We start from the raw sequence: 17546 nt of genomic DNA, 5'->3' as shown, positions 1-17546 counted from the left end.
ATCCGCAGGGTGAACAGGGCAGGCGCAGGCGCCCCGACGGGGATAGGCTAGTGAGCCCGCCCACACTCCTCCTCTTCGCCCCCGAGGTCACCCCACCCATGCTCGCGACCATGGGCCGCCTGTGGCAGACGGTCCGTCCCATCCGCTTCCGCCTCTATCTGGGCCTGCTCAGCGCCCTGACGGCGTCGATCCTCGCCCTGCTCATCCCGCAGGTGCTCGAGGTGATCGTCAACCGTCTGAACACCGACCCGACCGCGGCCGCCGTGTGGACCGCGGGCGCCGTGGTGCTCGCCCTGGGTCTGGCCGAGGCCGCCATGATCTGGCTGCGACGCACCTTTGCGGTCTCCCCCTCCACCCAGGTGGAACGCACCATGCGCACCGACTTCTACAAGAAGGTGCAGCACATGCCAGTGTCGTTCCATGACGGCTGGGGCTCCGGCCAGCTGCTCTCGCGCGTCATCTCCGACATCTCGATGATCCGCCGCTGGGTCGCCTTCGGCATGATCATGCTGACCACCAGCACGGTCACGATCATCGTCGGCATGTTCCTGCTGATCCGCTCGAACCTGATCCTGTCCCTGATCTTCTTCCTCGCCGCACTGCCGGTGGGCATCATCGCCTTCCGCTTCAACCGCACCTACTCGGTGCTCTCCCGGCGCTCGCAGGACCTCAACGGCGACCTCGCCACCACCATCGAGCAGTCCGTGCAGGGCATCCGGGTGCTGAAGGCCTTCGGCCGTGGCCCGACCGCGCTCGAGGACTTCACGCATCAGGCCGAGGAGCTGCGCACCACCGAGGTGCAGAAGGCCACCGCCATGGCCCGCTTCAACATGTTCATGTTCATGCTCCCCCAGTTCGCGTTGGGTGTGAGCCTCTTCGTGGGCCTGCACCTGACCGCTCGCGGCGACATGAACGTGGGCCAGCTGGCCTCCTATTTCGCGACCGCCACCCTGATCATCGGTCCGGTGCAGATGCTCGGCATGCTCTTCGGTCAGGCTGTGAACACGGTGACCGCTCTGGACCGCCACTATGAAGTGATGGACGAGGTCAACACCATCACCTCGCCCGAGAAGCCCGTCCCCGTGAGCATCGCCGATGCCAAGGGTGTGGTGCGCCTGGAGGACGTCCACTTCCGCTACGTCGATGCTCCCGACCATGTCAGCGACGTCATCGACGGCGCCGACCTGGAGATCCGGGCCGGCGAGACGATGGCCCTGGTCGGCGTGACCGGCTCCGGCAAGTCGACCCTGCTGCAGATGGTGCCGCGCCTGTACGACGTCACCGGCGGTCGCATCACCATCGACGGTGTCGACATCCGCGACATGGACCTGATGGACCTGCGCCGCCTGACAGCGGTCGCCTTCGAGGACGCGACCCTGTTCTCCGACTCGGTGCGCACGAACGTGCTGCTGGGGGCCGACGAGTCCCTGAGCGACGAGGAGCGCGAGGCGCTGCTGGAGCTCGCTCTGGAGACTGCCGATGCCAGCTTCGTCCACGACCTCCCCGAGGGAGTGGACACCCGTATCGGCGAGGAGGGCATGAGCCTGTCCGGCGGTCAGCGCCAGCGCCTGGCCCTGGCCCGCGCCATCGCCGCGAAACCCACGGTGCTTCTGCTGGACGATCCGTTGTCCGCACTCGACACCAAGACCGAGGAGCGCGTCACCGAGCGCCTGCGAGAGGTGCTCGACGGCACCACCACGCTGATCGTCGCCCACCGCACCTCCACCGTGGCCCTCGCCGACCGCGTCGCCCTGCTGGACCACGGGAAGGTCGAGGCCGTCGGCACCCATGAGGAGCTGATGCGCACCTCCGCCCGGTACCGCTGGGTGATCGCCAACCAGGAGGAGGAGGCCCGGCGCGACCGGGATATCGAGACACTGACGGGCGAGCTGAACCTGAGCGCTCTGCAGGGGCAGGCGGGACAGCGATGAACACCGGTACGACGCAGAAACCCGCCGAACAGGACCACAACCAGGACGGCCAGCAGACCTTCACCGCCGAGGAGAACCGCGCTTCACGCCGACGTTCCCTGCGTCTGCTGGGCTCCCTCGTCAAGCCCGTGAAGTGGCAGTTCCTGTGGATCGGCATCATGGTCGTGATCGCTCAGCTCGCGACCGTGGCGGGCCCGGCGATCATCGCCTGGGGCATCGACACCGGCCTGCCCGCCCTCGCCCGCGGCGACGAACTGCCCGCGCTGATGGCGGCCGCGCTGCTGACCGGCGCCGCGATCGTGGGCGGCGTGCTCACCTTCGGCTATGTGCGCCAGTCGGTCGTGGTGGGCCAGCGGATGCTGCTGGACCTGCGCCGTCGGGTATTCCGCTTCACCCAGAAGCAGGATCTGGAGTTCCACGAGCACTACACCTCGGGCCGTATCGTCTCCCGCCAGACCTCCGATATGGAGGCGTTGCGCGAGCTGCTCGACTCCGGTGTCAACGTGGTGATCGGCTCCGCCCTGTCCATGGTGTTCACCGTCGTGCTGATCGTCGGCATGGACTGGGTGACCGGTGTGGTCATGCTGCTGATGCTGATCCCCGGCGTGTTCCTGACGATCTGGTTCCAGAAACGCTCCCGCGAGGAGTACCGAGCGATCCGCACCCACTCGGCGCGCATGATCGTGCACTTCGTGGAAGCCATGAGCGGCATCCGCGCGGTGAAGGCCTTCCGCAAGCAGGAGCGCAACGAGAAGACCTTCGACGTCCTCACCGACGACTACCGCAACGCCTCGCTGCGCTCGATCATGATCTTCGGCATCTACCAGCCGGCGCTGCGCATCCTCGGCAACGCGACGATCGCGGTGGTGCTGGTCGTGGGCGGTTTCCGTGTGCTGGCCGGCGACCTCGAGGTCGGCGTGCTGGTGGCGCTGGTGCTGTACTCGCGCCAGTTCTTCATGCCGATCGACGCGATCGCGAACTTCTACAACACGTTCCAGTCCGCCGCCGCTGCCCTGGAGAAGATCTCGACCCTGCTGGCCGAGGTGCCCCACGTCAAGGATCCCGAGAATCCGACCCCGATGGCGGAGGCCACCGGACGGATCGACTTCGAACAGGTCTCCTTCCGCTACTCGGAGGACGGCCCGACCGTGCTCAAGCCGCTGGACCTGCACATCCCTGCGGGGCAGACAGTGGCCTTGGTAGGCCAGACCGGCGCCGGCAAGTCGACCATCGCCAAGCTCATCTCGCGCTTCTACGACGCGAGCGAGGGCCAGGTGACGCTGGACGGCGTGGACCTGCGGGACATCTCCATGGAGGACCTGACCCGCAACATCGTGATGGTCACCCAGGAGGCGTACCTGTTCTCCGGCACCGTCGCGGACAACATCGAGCTGGGGCGTCCCGGTGCCTCCCGCGAAGAGATCGAGGCGGCAGCCGCCGCGATCGGCGCCGACGATTTCATCGCCGACCTCCCCTACGGCTATGACACCGACGTGAACAAGCGTGGCGGACGTGTCAGCGCCGGTCAGCGCCAGCTGATCTCCTTCGCCCGCGCCTTCCTGGCGGACCCGAAGGTGCTGATCCTCGATGAGGCCACCAGTTCGCTGGACATCCCCTCGGAGCGGATGGTGCAGGAGGGTCTGACGAAGCTGCTGGGGCAGCGCACCGCGCTGATCATCGCGCACCGCCTGTCCACGGTGATGATCGCCGACCGCGTGCTGGTCGTCCACGACGGTCGGGTGGTCGAGGACGGTTCCCCGCAGGAGCTGGTCTCGGCCGGCGGCCGATTCGCTGCGCTGTACCAGGCGTGGCAGGACTCGCTGTGAGCTGACTCAGCCGATCTCCTGCCACCCGACCGCCACGAGCGCGTCCGGCTCACGGCGGGTGTCCAGCAGCCGATCGTGGTCAGCGGACACCCGCAGTCGGGACAGGTGCACGCCGAGGCCGTGGATCGCCTCGTCGGTCACCACACGCAGCCGCAGCTCGACCTCACCGGTGAGCGGCTCGCGGCCATCGGCGATGCGGAAGTCGCCATCCCAGCGGACCCTCTCGCCCCAGCCGGTGACGAGCCCGTCGACGATCTCCTGCACACGGCCGCCTCGAGCCTCGAGCGCACCGTTCAGGCCCACCCAGGTCTCGCCGCCGTCGGCGCTCGCCTCCACCATGAGCAGGTCGGAGGTGGTCTCCAGGTGGTGGGAGATATCGATCGTCAGCCGGGCCGCCTGATCGATGCCCTCAGGGATCTCCACCAGTGCGGAGAGGATCGCGGTGGCGTCGTCCTCGGTGCCGGCGGCCCAGCCGCGTTCGGTGAGCGACGGGTCCAGGCCGAGGGCCCGCGCCACACAGGTGGACACCTCGCGGCGGGTCACCGAGGTGGTGGACCACTCGCGGGTGGGGTGCACGGAGTTCGCCAGCATGATGTGGAAGGTGTCCGTGAGCGGATCGATCACCAGGCAGGTACCGGTGAAGCCGGTGTGGCCGGCGCTGTACGGGCTGGTGAGGCCGGAGTGGTAGAACCAGGCCTCCAGCTCGGGCCCCAGTCCTCGACGGTCGCCTCCGGGCCCGTTGATCTCCGCGATGTGGTCAGTGAACATGCTCTCAACGGTCTCCGGCCTGAGCACGCGGGCCTTTCCGTAAGAGCCGCCGTTGAGGAACATCTGCGCGAAGATCGCCAGGTCATCAGCGGTGGAGAAGACGCCGGCGTGACCGGCCACTCCACCGAGAGCCGCGGCGTTCTCGTCATGGACGACGCCGTGCACGAGCCCGCGCTCACCCGTCGCCTCCGTGGCGGCGATGCGGGGCAGAAGCTCCTGCGGCGGGTTGTACATCGTCTCGGTCATGCCCAGCGGGCCGGTGACGCGCTCGGCGACGACCTCATCGAGGCTCTGACCGGTGAGGTGTTCGACGAGCAGGCCCAGCACGATCAAGCCCACATCGGAATACATGTAAGCCGTCCCGGGCGGGTTGCTCAGCTTCACCGCCATCACCCTGGCGACCTTCTCCTCATCGGTGAGCGGATCGGTGAACAGGTTGATGCCGGCGGGCAGACCGCTGGAGTGAGTGAGGAGCTGCTGGACGGTGAGGGACTCCTTCCCGTTCTGGGCGAAGTCCGGGAAATGGGAGGCGATGGTGTCCTCAAGGCCCAATTCGCCCCGCTCCACCAGCTGCATGACCGTGACGGCGGTGAAGATCTTCGAGATCGAGGCAAGGTCGTAGATGGTGTCGGCCGCGGCCGGGATCCACTGACCCTCGGGCAGCAGCTCGGTGTCGCTCTTCCAGCGCAAGGCGTAGCCGCGGGCGCTGCGGTGGGCGATGCGTCCCTTACGCGCCACCAGGGCAGTGGCACCGGAGAAACGGGCGGGATCGAAGTCGATGCCGTCCTGCAGGATGCGGGGGATCTGCTCGAGCAGCGTGGCATCAAGACCTGCGGACGCGGGGTTCCCGTCGCGCAGTCGGCGCTTCGGGCCACGGGAGCGGTCCCACGGGTGGCGGTCGCGGCGGCCCCGGCCGGCGGAGTCACCGTCGGCGGAGTCTGGCCCGGTGTGCGGGGCGGCATGGGCCGCGGCGGGCAGCAGGACCGTCCCGGTCACGGCGGCGGATCCGAGGATCACGCTGCGACGGCTGGGTCGGACGGTGGTGCGGCGGGCAGAGGTGTCCACGGGGGCTCCTTCGTCGGCGTCACATGCATCTGTGCACGTGGGAGCCGACGCTAGGAGCGCCAGGCCACCGTTTCAAGACCGCCGTCGGGATTGTGGATAGAGCGGGACCGCTCACCGTCGGGCGGGGCGGCTCACCGTCGCTCGGGGCGGCTCACAGTCGGCGTATGGCGGCGCGGTCCCGCACGAGGGCGATCAGCACCATGACCAGGCCGACAGCCAACGCGATCGACTGCAGGATGCCGGCGATCGTGGCGATCAGGGACGCTGCCTGCACCACGGCGTCGAGCCCGTCAACGGACCCGTTCCCCTCGGCATCGAACTCAAAGACGAACAGGGTCGATGCGAGGATGCTGATCAGGATCACGAACGCGCCGACCCGAGCCAGCGCGCGCTCCCGCACGGCCACCACGATGCCGGCCACCAGTGTCGCCAGCCAGCTGATGAACAGGACCACCACCACGGAAATCACCAGCAGACCCGACACCACGAGTGCCATCCGCGCATCCGACGTCGGCACCGCGAGCAGCGGGACGAGGTAGGTTCCAAGGACATCGCATAGAAGGTGCACGCTGGCAGCGACGGCCAGCACGATCACCCAGCGCCGCTGCTGCAGCAGGTGCGGCTGTCCGTGCGGTGGGACCGTCGGAGCGGTCACAGGCTGGCCGCCGACAGGGGCCATCGGACCGGCCAGATGGTCCGACGACGGATTACGCGGTGCGGTCATCGTGCAGCGTCCCCCTCAAGTCTCCTGATTCGCGAGCAGGGCCGCGAATCCTCCACCCGTGTTCGCCAGCTCCTCGTCCTGCCCTGATTCCACCACAGTTCCGTTCTCGCGCACCACGATCCGGTCCGCCTCGCACAGCACCTCGAGCCGGAGGGCGAACACCATGACGGTGGCGCCGACGAGCGCGGTGACCGTGCCTGTCTGCAGAACGACCGGGTGCATCATGCTGCGAGCCAGGATATCCGCCAGACCAGGAAGACTGCGCCGACGCGGCACCGCCAGAGAGCAGCACCGGGCAGCCGTGGGGACTGAGATCTGGGTCTCGGTCACCCCGGCCAGGACCCGAGGCCCCACCCTCTCGAGACGTCGGCATGAGAGAGTGGGCCCCGGAGAGCCGGGAAGACTGGTCGGCACGGGCCCTGTGCCCGCCGTCCACGACCCCGAAGGATCCGATGACGCTCTCCGCCCCACCACCTGCCTGGGCGCAGGCCGGACCATCCATCTCCGCCAGGAGGTGCCTGCGTACGACCATGCGACGCAGGCTCCACGGAGAAGGAGCACGGAACGATGTCGTTCCCGGCATGGAGCATCATTCCCTTCATCCTGATGCTGCTCGGCATCGCCGCATTCCCGCTGATCCCCGCCCTCGCCCACCACTGGGAGAAGCCCCGCAACCAGTTGCTGTATGCCCTCGCCCTGGGTGTGCCGGTGGCGGTGACGCTCCTGGTGGTGGGACGCCCGGAGCTGGTCGCCCATGCAGTGATCGAGTACGTGCAGTTCATCGCGCTGCTGTTCGCCCTGTTCACGGTGTCCGGCGGGATCTTCCTGCGCGGCGATCTGGCGGCCACCCCGCGCACGAACACGATCTTCCTGGCCATCGGTGGTCTCCTGGCGAGCTTCATCGGCACCACCGGTGCAGCCATGCTCCTCATCCGGCCGCTGCTGAACACCAACCACGAACGACGCTACCGAGCGCACACCGTCGTGTTCACGATCCTGATCGTCGCCAACTGCGGCGGCCTGCTCACCCCGCTCGGCGATCCGCCACTGTTCCTCGGCATGCTGCGTGGCGTCCCCTTCACCTGGACCTTCTCGCTGCTGCCGCAATGGCTGTTCGTCAACACCCTGCTCCTGGCCACGTACTGGGCGCTCGACCGGACGATGCATGCCAAGGAGTCGCCGGCCACGATCAGCGAAGACGCCTCCACCGTGGAACCGCTGCGCCTGATGGGTGCCTCGAACTTCCTGTGGTTCGCGATGATCATCCTGGCCGTCGCGCTAGTGCCGTCGTTGGAGATCGATGCCGTCGCACACGGGCACATCGAGGGCCTGAACTGGGTGCCGTGGCGCGAGATGGTCATGCTGGCCGCAGCCGCCGGCTCCTACCTGCTGGGATCCAAGAAGGTACGGTTCGAGGACAACCAGTTCACCTTCGGGCCGATCCTCGAGGTCGCCGCGCTGTTCGTCGGGATTTTCCTGACGATGGTGCCGGCACTGCAGGTGCTGCGCGCCGTCGCCCCGCGCCTGCCCCTGAACGAGGTGACGCTGTTCGTCTTCACCGGCGGCCTCTCCGCCGTGCTGGACAACGCCCCCACGTACGCGACGTTCTTCGAGATGTCCACCCAGATCGCGGGCGAGCCGCGTGTGGCGGACGTGCCCGAGGCGCTTCTGGTGTCCATTTCATTGGGCGCCGTGCTGTGCGGTGCACTGACCTATATCGGCAACGGACCGAACTTCATGGTGAAATCGTTAGCCGAGTCCGACGGTGTCGACATGCCGTCGTTCTTGGGCTACGTCCGCGAAGCGTTCCGCTACCTCGCGCCGGTGCTGCTGGCGATGGTGCTGCTGTTCATCGCCTCCGGTATCTGGAGCACCATCGCGGGGGTGTTCGTGCTCCTCGCGCTGCTTATCCGTTGCGCACTGCTCGCTCGCGCGCCCCGCGCTGCTTCTTCGTCCACGGAGTCCGCCACTCACGCCTGACGGCATCGGGTGCGCGGCTCCGCTCCCGCCCCACCCGATCCTCGACGTCAGGAGATTCCCAGTGACCACGTCCCCGAGTCCCGACGTGCCGCGGCACATCCTCGAGCGCGGCACCTACCGTGAGTACTCCCGCATCGAGAAGCTCATCACCACCGAGACCGTCGGTGGATTACTCCTCGTGATCGCCGCCGCAGCGGCGCTTATCTTTGCGAACACGCCGCTGTCCGACCTGTACTTCGGTGTGCGCGACACCTACCTGGGCTTCGACATCGGTGACTTCAGTCTGAAGATGTCCGTGGGCCACTGGGCAGCCGACGGTCTGCTCGCCCTGTTCTTCTTCATGGCCGGGCTCGAGCTGAAGCACGAATTCACGCGCGGAGATCTGCGCGACCCGGGCCGCGCCCTCGTGCCGGTAGCTGCCGCGTTCGGCGGCGTGATCACCCCGGCACTGATCTACTCGGCGATCAACATGTTCGGGCCGGAGGGCTCGTTGAGCGGCTGGGCGATCCCCGCCGCCACCGATATCGCCTTCGCGCTCGCGGTGCTCGCCATCATCGGCTCACACATGCCGGCGGCGCTGCGCACCTTCCTGCTCACCCTCGCGATCGTGGATGACCTCATCGCCATCCTCATCATCGCGATCTTCTACACGAGCGACCTGCAGCTGGGCTGGCTCGCGCTCTCGATCGTGCCGATCGCGCTGTTCGCCCTGCTCGCCATCAAGGCGGAGTCCTGGTTCAAGCGGTCCTACGCTGCCGCGTGGCTGCTGCTACTGCCGCTGGCTATCGTGACCTGGGCGTTGTTCTACAACTCCGGCATCCACGCCACGATCGCCGGTGTGGTGCTCGCGTTCGCCGTACCCGCCAGCGCCCGCTCGCCGTTCGGCGAGAAGTACTCACTGCTGCAGACCCTAGAGCACCGTTTCCGGCCGCTCTCCTCGGGGTTCGCTGTGCCTGTGTTCGCGTTCTTCAGCGCGGGCGTGGCCGTCGGCGGGTTCTCCGGTCTGCTCGACGCCTGGCAGTCCACCGTGGCACTCGGCGTGATCCTGGGGCTCGTCGGCGGCAAGATCCTGGGGATCGTCGGCTCCACATTCCTGGTCACCCGGCTGCGGCGCGCGAACCTGGACCCCGACATCACCTGGTACGACCTCACGGGCCTCGCGTCGGTCGCGGGAATCGGATTCACCGTCTCGCTGCTGGTGGCGGAGCTGAGCTTCGCGGTCGAAGATCCGTTGCACGATGTGGCGAAGGTGGGCGTGCTCACCGCCTCCGTGCTCGCTGCGATCGTCGGCGCCGTGCTCCTGCTGCCGCGCGATGCGCACTACAAGAAGATCTACGCCCGCGAGCATGAGGACGTGAACCGGGACGGTATCCCGGACGTGTTCGCCGACGACTCCGCCCGCACGGGCGGCTCTGAACAGGGCCACGCCGATACCCCGCGAGGTCAGTCGGAGCGCTGAGCACGGCGGCGTCGGCCGACGGCAGTGAGCACTGAGGCCGACGCCGTCGGTGCGCCGGCCTGCCTACTCGCCGGGATCGCACAGCGCCCGCGTACCGCGTGGCCTGCCCGTCGGCCGTCGCCGTTCGCACCCCGACCGTCGGCGCCCCGACCGTCGGCGCCCCGACCGTCGGCGCCCCGAGGGATGCGCTCGGCTCAGTCGCGCGGGCCGAGCCGCTGGGTCTGCACCCAGAGCCGTGAGGCGTCCGAGGAGATCGCCATAACGCCGAGCGCACTCGCGCCCACGCCCACCAGCAGCGAATGCTCGACCTCCCCCGTGGCAGAGGTCGCCATGGCGAGCCTCACCAGGGCGTCGGCCGTGAACACCGCCATCAGGGCGAGGCGCGCCCACCGGTTGCGTCGAAACACGCCGACCACGAGGGCAGCACTGACCAGGCACAGGACGGTCGCGGCACCTAGCGCATCAGCGTGTGGCAGCAGGGCGACCACGTCTTCGGCGATCAACCCCAGATCCGCGTCCAGCGCGCGGGCGGCCCACTGGATGCCCAGCAGGATCGCCTGCACCAGCACGAGGCCGGCGGTGAACAGGATCGTGGGCGGCGGCAGATGATGGTCGGCGGCCCCGGCCCACACATCCTGCAGGTCCTCCACGGTGTCCTGCCACTGGCCGCTGAGCTGGCGCCGCGAGAGCTTCTCGCGTTTCGCATCCACCGCGGCCTGCGCCGCCGCAAGCGCCCGCGCCTTCATCACGGAGATACCGGTGGGGCGATGCCGAGGCAGCATCACCGCAGTCGCCCCGTCGGAGCGTGCGGCGGCGCCGGTCACGTCCACGATCGGCAGGTCACCGTCGGTGCGGATCCTGTCGCCCTGCCCGTTGCGATGCAGATACGACGTGGAGAAATCCTCGATCACCTCGACGTCAATGTCCGGATCCGCGTACCGCACCGTGTCGATGATGTAGTCGCGCTCAACGTCGATGTTCTCGTCGATCCGGTGCGTGAACTGCAGGGTGAAGAAGGAGAAGCCGACGGCACGGTCATAGGTTCCGGCCGCCAGCCAGTCGGCGCGGTAGCCGCCGGGCAGCACGAAGTCTTTGGGGACGCGCCAGAAGCGCACGTGGTGGCGCTTAGCGGTGGTGCCGCCCACTTCCTGCTGGTACGTGAAGTCATGCCGACGCCCCAGCAGATAGAGGTCAGACACAGGGGCCGACGGATAGGAGTCACGCATCAGAGTGGCGCGCACCATGCCCCACGCAGAGCCGACCGTGCGCTCCTCGGCGAGCACCCAGCCTGCCTTGCGCATGGCGACGTGCAGGTCAACCTCCTTCCCGTCGAACGCCAGGTTGATCGGGTCAGAGAGCACTCCCTCGGTGGTGCGGGTACGACCGAAGAAGTAGTCGGGCAGATAGATCCACGTGAGCAGCTGATGCAGTCGCGGCAGCGCGATGTAGGTGAGCAGCAACCAGAACCCCACCAGGTACAGCAGCCTCACCGGGGTGAGGGAGAAGCCCTCCAGCAGATACAGCACCGCGAGCCACACAGACACCACCAGGCCGGCGATGATGAACAGCGTGTCGAGCAGGCCGTAGATCTCGATACGGGGGCCGACGGTGGTGTGGCCGCGGTCGTGGTCGTATTCGGGTGGCTCTGACGGGACCGGCCGCTGCAGGGGAGCCAGTCTCGAACGGCGCGCCGGGGTCATGCCGACATCGTAGGCGGCGCAGGGGCGCTGACTCGCACTGTCGCGGGCACGGCGGCACCGCCGCCCATCTGCGCGGTCACGCCGGGCCGCACCGCGCCACCGCCCGACACCGCCGCCCCGCCGCTGCATCGTTCACGCATGGCGGTATTCGTGGAGCCGTGCGAATAATCCACCTGGCCCCAGCTATACGTCCATGAGCGACCACACGCGGCACCACGCCCTTACGCCCCAGGTGATCCCGCAGTGCGGGGGTGCGGCCGAACGAAGGGGAAGGCCAGCACGTCGCGGATCGCGGTGCGCGTGATCAGCATGGCCAGGCGGTCCATGCCGATGCCCAGGCCCCCGGCGGGCGGCATCGCGTTCTCGAGCGCCTCCAGAAAGGACTCGTCCACTTCCATGGCCTCCGCGTCACCCGCGGCAGCCTTCAACGACTGCGCCGTGAGGCGTTCGCGTTGGATGAGCGGGTCGGCGAGCTCGGAGTAGGCGGTGCCGATCTCCATACCTCCCGCCACCAGATCCCAGCGTTCCACGAGCCCGGGACAGCTGCGGTGCGGCGCGGTCAGCGGCGACGTCTCGGCTGGGAAATCCAGGTAGAACGTCGGCATCATGGTGGCGGGCTCGACCAGCTCGCCGTACAGCTCCTCGATGAGGGCGCCCGGCCCCATGTCTTCACGCACCTCAAGGTCATGATCACGGATGATCTCGAGCAGCTCATCGATATCGGTGTTCACGTCCACGCTGCGTCCCACAGCACGGGAGACCGCATCGCACACCGTGATCACCTCCCACGGCCCCGAGACGTCCACGAGGGCACCGCCCTCCCCCACAGGTAACACCTCGTCACCGTGCACCGCACGCGCGGCAGCCCGCACCAATCGTTCAGTGAGGTGGCGCATGCCGGTGTAATCCGAGTACGGCCAGTAGGTCTCCAGGGCCGTGAACTCGGGATTGTGCGTAGCGTCAGCGCCCTCGTTGCGGAAGTTGCGGCCGATCTCGAAGATCGGGCCGAGTCCACCCACCAGCAGCTTCTTGAGCTGCAGCTCGGGGGCGATGCGCAGGGTGAGGTCCGTGTCGTAGGCGTTGATGCGGGTGCGGAAGGGGCGAGCATTCGCACCGCCGTGCACGGTCGCGAGAACCGGTGTCTCAACCTCCATCGCCCCAGCATCGAGAAGGGTCTGCCGCACCGCCTGAACAACGGCGGAGCGTGCGCGTAACAGCTCGGCGGTCTGAGGGTGCACGATCAGATCGGTGGCGCGGCGTCGCAGACGCGACTCTGGGTCCTCGAAAGAGTCGAAGGGGATCGGCTGCAGCGCTTTCGAGACGATCCGCCAGCTGGCCCCGATGAGCGACGGCTCCCCGGTGCGCGAGCGCCCTGGGCGCCCCGAGATCTCGAGCAGGTCACCGCGGTCCACAGCACGAGTCAGCAGGTCGAAGGATGCGGCGCCCAGCTGCTCCCGCTCCATGATCGCCTGCAAGCGCTCGGACCGATCCATGAGCTCGACGAACGCGACACCGCCCAAGTCGCGCAGGTGCCGTACACGCCCCGCAACACGCAGTTCCCCTCGATCTTGCCCGTCGTGCGTCAGCGGGTCCTCCGAGGGATTCAGAGGGGCCGACGACGCCACAGGATGCGTCCCCGTCCCGTCGTCCCGCAGATGCCCGGCAGCCCCCTCCGTAGGCTCCAGAGAGACCGACCCCGCCGCATCGGCCTGCACTTTCTTCGCGACCTCGGCGAGGTCCATGGGTGCGGGCACCCCCACCGGGTACGGCTCCATCCCGGCGGCCCTCAGCTGTTCAAGGTGCAGCACGCGGTGGCGGGACTGGTCCGAGCGTCGCGGCGCCAGATCCGACGGCACCGGGGCGGCAGACTCGATGCGGCGCACGTCGTCGAGCTGGGTGGCATCCAGCGCGGGGGCCTCCGGCGCGGGTCGGGTGAGACGGGGTGCGAATCCCTCGAGACGCGCGGCGGCAAGCGCGGTCCGTGGCAGTGACGGCAGACCATCGGCGAGCAGGTATCGCGTCACCCACGTCGGCCTGTATTTCTGGTTCGAGCGGTACAGGCGCTCCAGCTGGAACCAGCGGTCGGCGCGCTGCAGCACCGCGGCGATGATCCGGGTCGTGACCGAGGCCCCCAGCTTCTCCGCATCGTCGAAGACCTGGCGGAACATCGCGAAGTTCAGGCTGACCTGCTTCACGCCCAGGCGCGGGCCGTCTGTGAGCAGTGTGGAGACCATCAGTTCCATCACGCCGTGCGGGGCTGTGGGTGACCGCCGCATAACGTCCAGGCTCGCACCAGTGCGTCCCCAGGGCACCAGGCTGAGCAGTCCCACCCACGTGCCGTCGGCGGCGTGGGCACTGACCAGCAGGCACGTCGCGTCGGCAGGATCGCCCAGGCGGGAGAGTGCCATGGAGAAGCCGCGCTCGTCACCGTCGTGCCGCCAGGCGTTCGCGCAGCGGATCATCTCTGCGCGTTCCTCCACCGTGAGTGACCCATGCCGGCGAAGACGCACCTGCACACCGTCAGCACGGGCCCGCGCCGCGGCGCGACGCACCTCAGTGAGAGAGGTCGACGCCGTCTGGAAATGCTCGGCATCCAGGATCGCCTCGTCGCCCATCGGCACAGCGATCAGGCCACGCTCGGTCCAGGCGCGGGCCGCATCCTCGCCTGCTGCAAGCGCCGACGGAATCCAGCCAGAGCGGCGGCACAGCACGAGGAACTCATCCATCGCTGCAGGCCACGAGCTGCGCACCCCAATCGGATCACCCGCGGCCACAGCAACCGCTCCCGAGACCTCGTACGCGATCACAGCCTCGCCGTCTGGCGAGAACACGAGTTCTTTGTCCCGACGGGTAGCGAAGTAGCTCAGAGAATCAGCACGGCCGTGCTCAGCAAGCAGGCGACGCAGAGCGACTTCCTGCTCACCGGTGCGTGTACGGTCCCCCTTCGGCGACCGCAGGAAGATCACAGCTGCAGCCAGCACAGTCAGCCCCAGCAGCAGGCCGGTCACGAGCGACACCTGCGCCGGTGTGCCACCGATCCGGCCTGCCACCAGACCCATTGCTCTGCCCAGGGAGAACAGCAGCAGCCGGCCCTCACCGCGGGGGTCGTTCACCGTAGCCAGCAGCATCAGATAGGTCACGCCCACCGTGACCGCCACCCCACCGGCGAGCACCAAGAGTGCCTGCGGCCATGAACGCCGCGCCACGGTGCCCGGGAACGCGCCGCGCAGACGGAACAGCAGGACGAGCATGGCGACGGCGGCGACCGGGCTGAGGAGATCAGCCGCGATCACAGGCAGTATCACGGCACCGCGCGGGCCGGTCGGGCCGGGCAAGGCGCCTTGGCTGGCCACTGTGACGAAGCGGGTGGCGGAGTAGAGCGCCCCGGTGACCTGCAGGGTTGCGACACCGAGCAGAGCCAGACGCTTGCGTCGCACGAGGCCGCTGATCAGGAGCATCAGCAAGGCCACGGAGACGAACGACGGGAAGACGGGCACGTTGATCGCGGAGAAGACCAGCTCCGGCAACGACGGCAGCTGGCGCCCCTGCCTGACGTACAGCAGCGCGCCAAGACTCGCCAGGGCCGCGAGGATGTGCCCCCAGATCAGCAGGTCGACGGCGCGCTCGGTGCGAGCATGTCTCATCTTCTCGCTGCGGTCCATGCGCGGTGCCCTTCCGTGAATACGGGCTCCAATGTACGTCCCACCTGCCTGCCGCACTGTGCACACAACCCTCGACCAAAGTCGAGAAAACAGCTGCTGTACTCGACCATCGGCCACGTGCGTCTCTGAAGGAAGAGGCGCAGAATCTGCCTGTGCCCGCGGGCGGTAGCACAAGGTTTCGGCCCCGCTGCACAGACCGGGAGGGAAGGAGATGAGCATCGCCAGTCTGCTCGATCTACGGGGACTGCCCGTGTGCATCATGATCACCGTGGTCAGCGCCGCTGTGCTGCTGTTCGGTGCGGTGCGGCTGCCGCGTCATCCCGCGCGAACCGGGCACGTACGCACTCGGCATGTCCTCGCGCAACTGGTCACGATGCTGCTGGTCGCAGCACTGATGCTCATCACCGTAGCGGTGTGGATCAATCGCACGTTCGCGATGTACCCCTCGTGGAGCGATCTGTTCCTCGGTTCCGGGAACGTGAGCACCGCGGAGTCGATCGGTGCCGACGGACAGGAGGCCGCTCCCCTGACCGCCCAGGAGGCGGAGGCGCTCGAGGCCGCCCAGAAAGCCCCTGTAACCTCTGCGCTCCAGAATCCGCTTGCCGACACCACGCTCACGGGCATCAAGGACACTGACCGGGGGCAGTGGGTGCATGTGAATATCCCCGCCAACGCCAGCGACGTCACGTCCGATGCGCTTGTGTACCTCCCGGCGGGCTACCTGCAGCATCCCGACCAGCGGTATCCCGTGATCATGGCGCTCAGCGGGATCCCGGGATCTCCCGACGCGTTCAAGAGCAGCTTTGATCTGGGCGGCCTGATCGAGCAGCGGGTCGCTTCCGGCGCGATGAAGCCCAGCATTGTCGTCGCCCCGCGGGTGTATCCGGGTCACTACGACACCGAGTGCGTGGACCAGACCACCATGGCGGGGCATCGGCAAGGCCACCTGTGGGAGACGTGGCTCGTGAAGGACGTAGTCGGCTACGCGACCTCACATCTGCGCACCGTGCAGGACCCGTCGGCCTGGACCACCTATGGGTACAGCGCGGGAGGCTGGTGCGCCTCCATGCTGTCTGTGCGGCACCCTGACCTGTTCCGCACGAGCATCTCGTTGGCCGGTTACTTCCGCCCGGAGTATGCCGAACACCAGGTGTGGACCGCCCCGGATGACCCACGGTACGACGTGCCCGCGATCGTCCGCACGAAGAAACCGGCGGTGACCATGTATTTCTTCGCTGGCTCCGATGATCCGCTGCCTGGTCCGACGCTCGCAGAAATGAAGCGGGCTGTGGCTGCTTCACCGGGCGGCCCCACCGTTCTCACGGTGCAGATGACCCCCCGAGGTGGGCATGCGATGGCACTGTGGATGTCGCACGCTGGCACCACTATCGATTGGCTGTGCGAGAACATTCCGGCGTTCCGCGGGGCGTGACGCCGTAACCGGTTCACCGGTCCCCGGCCCTGACAGACCGCTCCACCCGTCGCGGCCCTGCCAGCCCGGTCACCCTCTGGGGAAGGACCAGGCACCTGCTCTAGGGTGGAGACGAACCGACCGTGCGATCGATCCCTTCGATTCCCTCAGGAGGATCCTCATGACGATCAGCCCCTCTGTCGCCTTCCACGATGGCCACAGCATCCCGCAGCTCGGCTACGGCGTGTGGCAGGTGGAGAATGACGTCGCCGCCGACGTGGTCGAGCAGGCGATCCGCGCCGGGTACCGCCACATCGACACCGCCCGCATCTACGGGAACGAGGAGGGTGTGGGCCGTGCCGTCCGCGCCGCCGACGTGCCGCGCGAGGACCTGTTCATCACCACGAAGCTGTGGAACGACGACCATGACCGCGATAAGGCGCTCGCTGCGATCGACGGTTCCCTGGAGCGTCTGCGCCTGGAGCAGGTGGATCTGTTCCTCATTCACTGGGCGAAGCCGGTGCAGGGCAAGTATCTGGAGGCATGGAAGGCGATGATCGAGATCCAGCAGGCTGGTAAGGCCCGCTCGATCGGCGTCTCGAACTTCCCTGCCGAGCAGCTGGAGGAGATCATCGAGGCCACGGGCGTGGTGCCGGCGATCCACCAGATCGAGCTGCACCCGTACTTCCAGCAGCGCGAGCTGCGAGAGCTGCATGCCAAGCACAACATCGTCACCGAGGCATGGTCGCCGCTGGGCTCCGGCGGTGCGGTGCTGAACGACCCGGTGATCTCCCAGATCGCCGAGGAGAAGGGCGTGACCAATGCCCAGGTGATCATCGCCTGGCATCTGGCGATCGGGAATGTGGTGATCCCGAAGTCCGTGACGCCGGAGCGGATCGTCTCGAACTTCGCTTCGCTGGATGTGTCCCTCACTGCGGAGCAGGTCGAACAGATCAACGCACTGGATCGTCCCGACGGTCGTGTGGGCGGCGACCCGGTGACCTGCGACTTCTGATCCAC

General features: G+C 67.7%; 11 protein-coding genes. 6 read left to right on the top strand and 5 right to left on the bottom strand.

Annotated features, from left to right (window positions below; translation table 11 throughout):
- Positions 1-98: 98 nt before the first annotated feature.
- On the top strand, positions 99-1931 hold the full coding sequence (locus tag C8271_RS01450; RefSeq protein ID WP_106507788.1) for an ABC transporter ATP-binding protein: 1833 nt from the start codon (positions 99-101) through the stop codon (positions 1929-1931).
- On the top strand, positions 1928-3757 hold the full coding sequence (locus C8271_RS01445) for an ABC transporter ATP-binding protein (protein WP_106505817.1): 1830 nt from the start codon (positions 1928-1930) through the stop codon (positions 3755-3757). The genes C8271_RS01450 and C8271_RS01445 overlap by 4 nt, the downstream gene beginning before the upstream one ends.
- Before the next feature lie 6 nt (positions 3758-3763).
- Here the strand turns inward: C8271_RS01445 and C8271_RS01440 are convergent, their stop codons facing one another.
- The 3 genes from C8271_RS01440 to C8271_RS01430 all read right to left on the bottom strand — a co-directional run bounded on the left by C8271_RS01440 (position 3764) and on the right by C8271_RS01430 (position 6539).
- The gene (locus tag C8271_RS01440) at positions 3764-5590 is read right to left on the bottom strand and encodes a serine hydrolase domain-containing protein (RefSeq protein ID WP_106505816.1); all 1827 of its coding nucleotides are present in this window, start codon (positions 5588-5590) and stop codon (positions 3764-3766) included.
- Between the two features lie 151 nt (positions 5591-5741).
- Positions 5742-6314, bottom strand: a complete 573-nt coding sequence (locus C8271_RS01435) for a hypothetical protein (RefSeq protein ID WP_106505815.1) — start codon at positions 6312-6314, stop codon at positions 5742-5744.
- Between the two features lie 15 nt (positions 6315-6329).
- Positions 6330-6539 (bottom strand): hypothetical protein, encoded by a 210-nt coding sequence (locus C8271_RS01430; protein ID WP_106505814.1) that lies wholly within the window; start codon positions 6537-6539, stop codon positions 6330-6332.
- Positions 6540-6881: 342 nt separating this feature from the next.
- Between C8271_RS01430 and C8271_RS01425 the strand changes: the two genes are divergently transcribed.
- Together C8271_RS01425 and nhaA are read left to right on the top strand one after the other, a co-directional pair.
- A complete protein-coding gene (locus tag C8271_RS01425) occupies positions 6882-8294 on the top strand; it encodes a sodium:proton antiporter (RefSeq protein WP_106505813.1) in 1413 nt (470 codons plus the stop codon).
- Positions 8295-8355: 61 nt separating this feature from the next.
- Positions 8356-9753 carry a Na+/H+ antiporter NhaA gene (nhaA, locus tag C8271_RS01420; protein WP_106505812.1) on the top strand — a complete coding sequence of 466 codons (1398 nt, stop codon included), beginning with the start codon at positions 8356-8358 and terminating at the stop codon, positions 9751-9753.
- Between the two features lie 194 nt (positions 9754-9947).
- Here nhaA and C8271_RS01415 read toward each other — a convergent pair whose 3' ends face one another.
- Together C8271_RS01415 and lysX are read right to left on the bottom strand one after the other, a co-directional pair.
- Positions 9948-11453, bottom strand: coding sequence for an LssY C-terminal domain-containing protein (locus C8271_RS01415; protein WP_106505811.1), 1506 nt, complete (start codon positions 11451-11453; stop codon positions 9948-9950).
- Positions 11454-11674: 221 nt separating this feature from the next.
- On the bottom strand, positions 11675-15115 hold the full coding sequence (lysX, locus tag C8271_RS01410; protein ID WP_170957758.1) for a bifunctional lysylphosphatidylglycerol synthetase/lysine--tRNA ligase LysX: 3441 nt from the start codon (positions 15113-15115) through the stop codon (positions 11675-11677).
- A gap of 211 nt (positions 15116-15326) precedes the next feature.
- Between lysX and C8271_RS01405 the strand changes: the two genes are divergently transcribed.
- Both C8271_RS01405 and C8271_RS01400 read left to right on the top strand, forming a co-directional pair.
- Positions 15327-16547 carry an alpha/beta hydrolase gene (locus C8271_RS01405; RefSeq protein ID WP_106507787.1) on the top strand — a complete coding sequence of 407 codons (1221 nt, stop codon included), beginning with the start codon at positions 15327-15329 and terminating at the stop codon, positions 16545-16547.
- 160 nt (positions 16548-16707) lie between these two features.
- Complete coding sequence (locus C8271_RS01400) at positions 16708-17541, top strand: aldo/keto reductase (protein ID WP_106505809.1); 834 nt, start codon at positions 16708-16710, stop codon at positions 17539-17541.
- Positions 17542-17546 lie beyond the last annotated feature (5 nt).

This window comes from Brachybacterium timonense, from assembly GCF_900258505.1.
Lineage (GTDB): Bacteria > Actinomycetota > Actinomycetes > Actinomycetales > Dermabacteraceae > Brachybacterium > Brachybacterium timonense.
The sequence above is the reverse complement of the archived record's forward strand: the minus strand, read 5'-3'. Positions and strand labels throughout refer to the sequence as shown.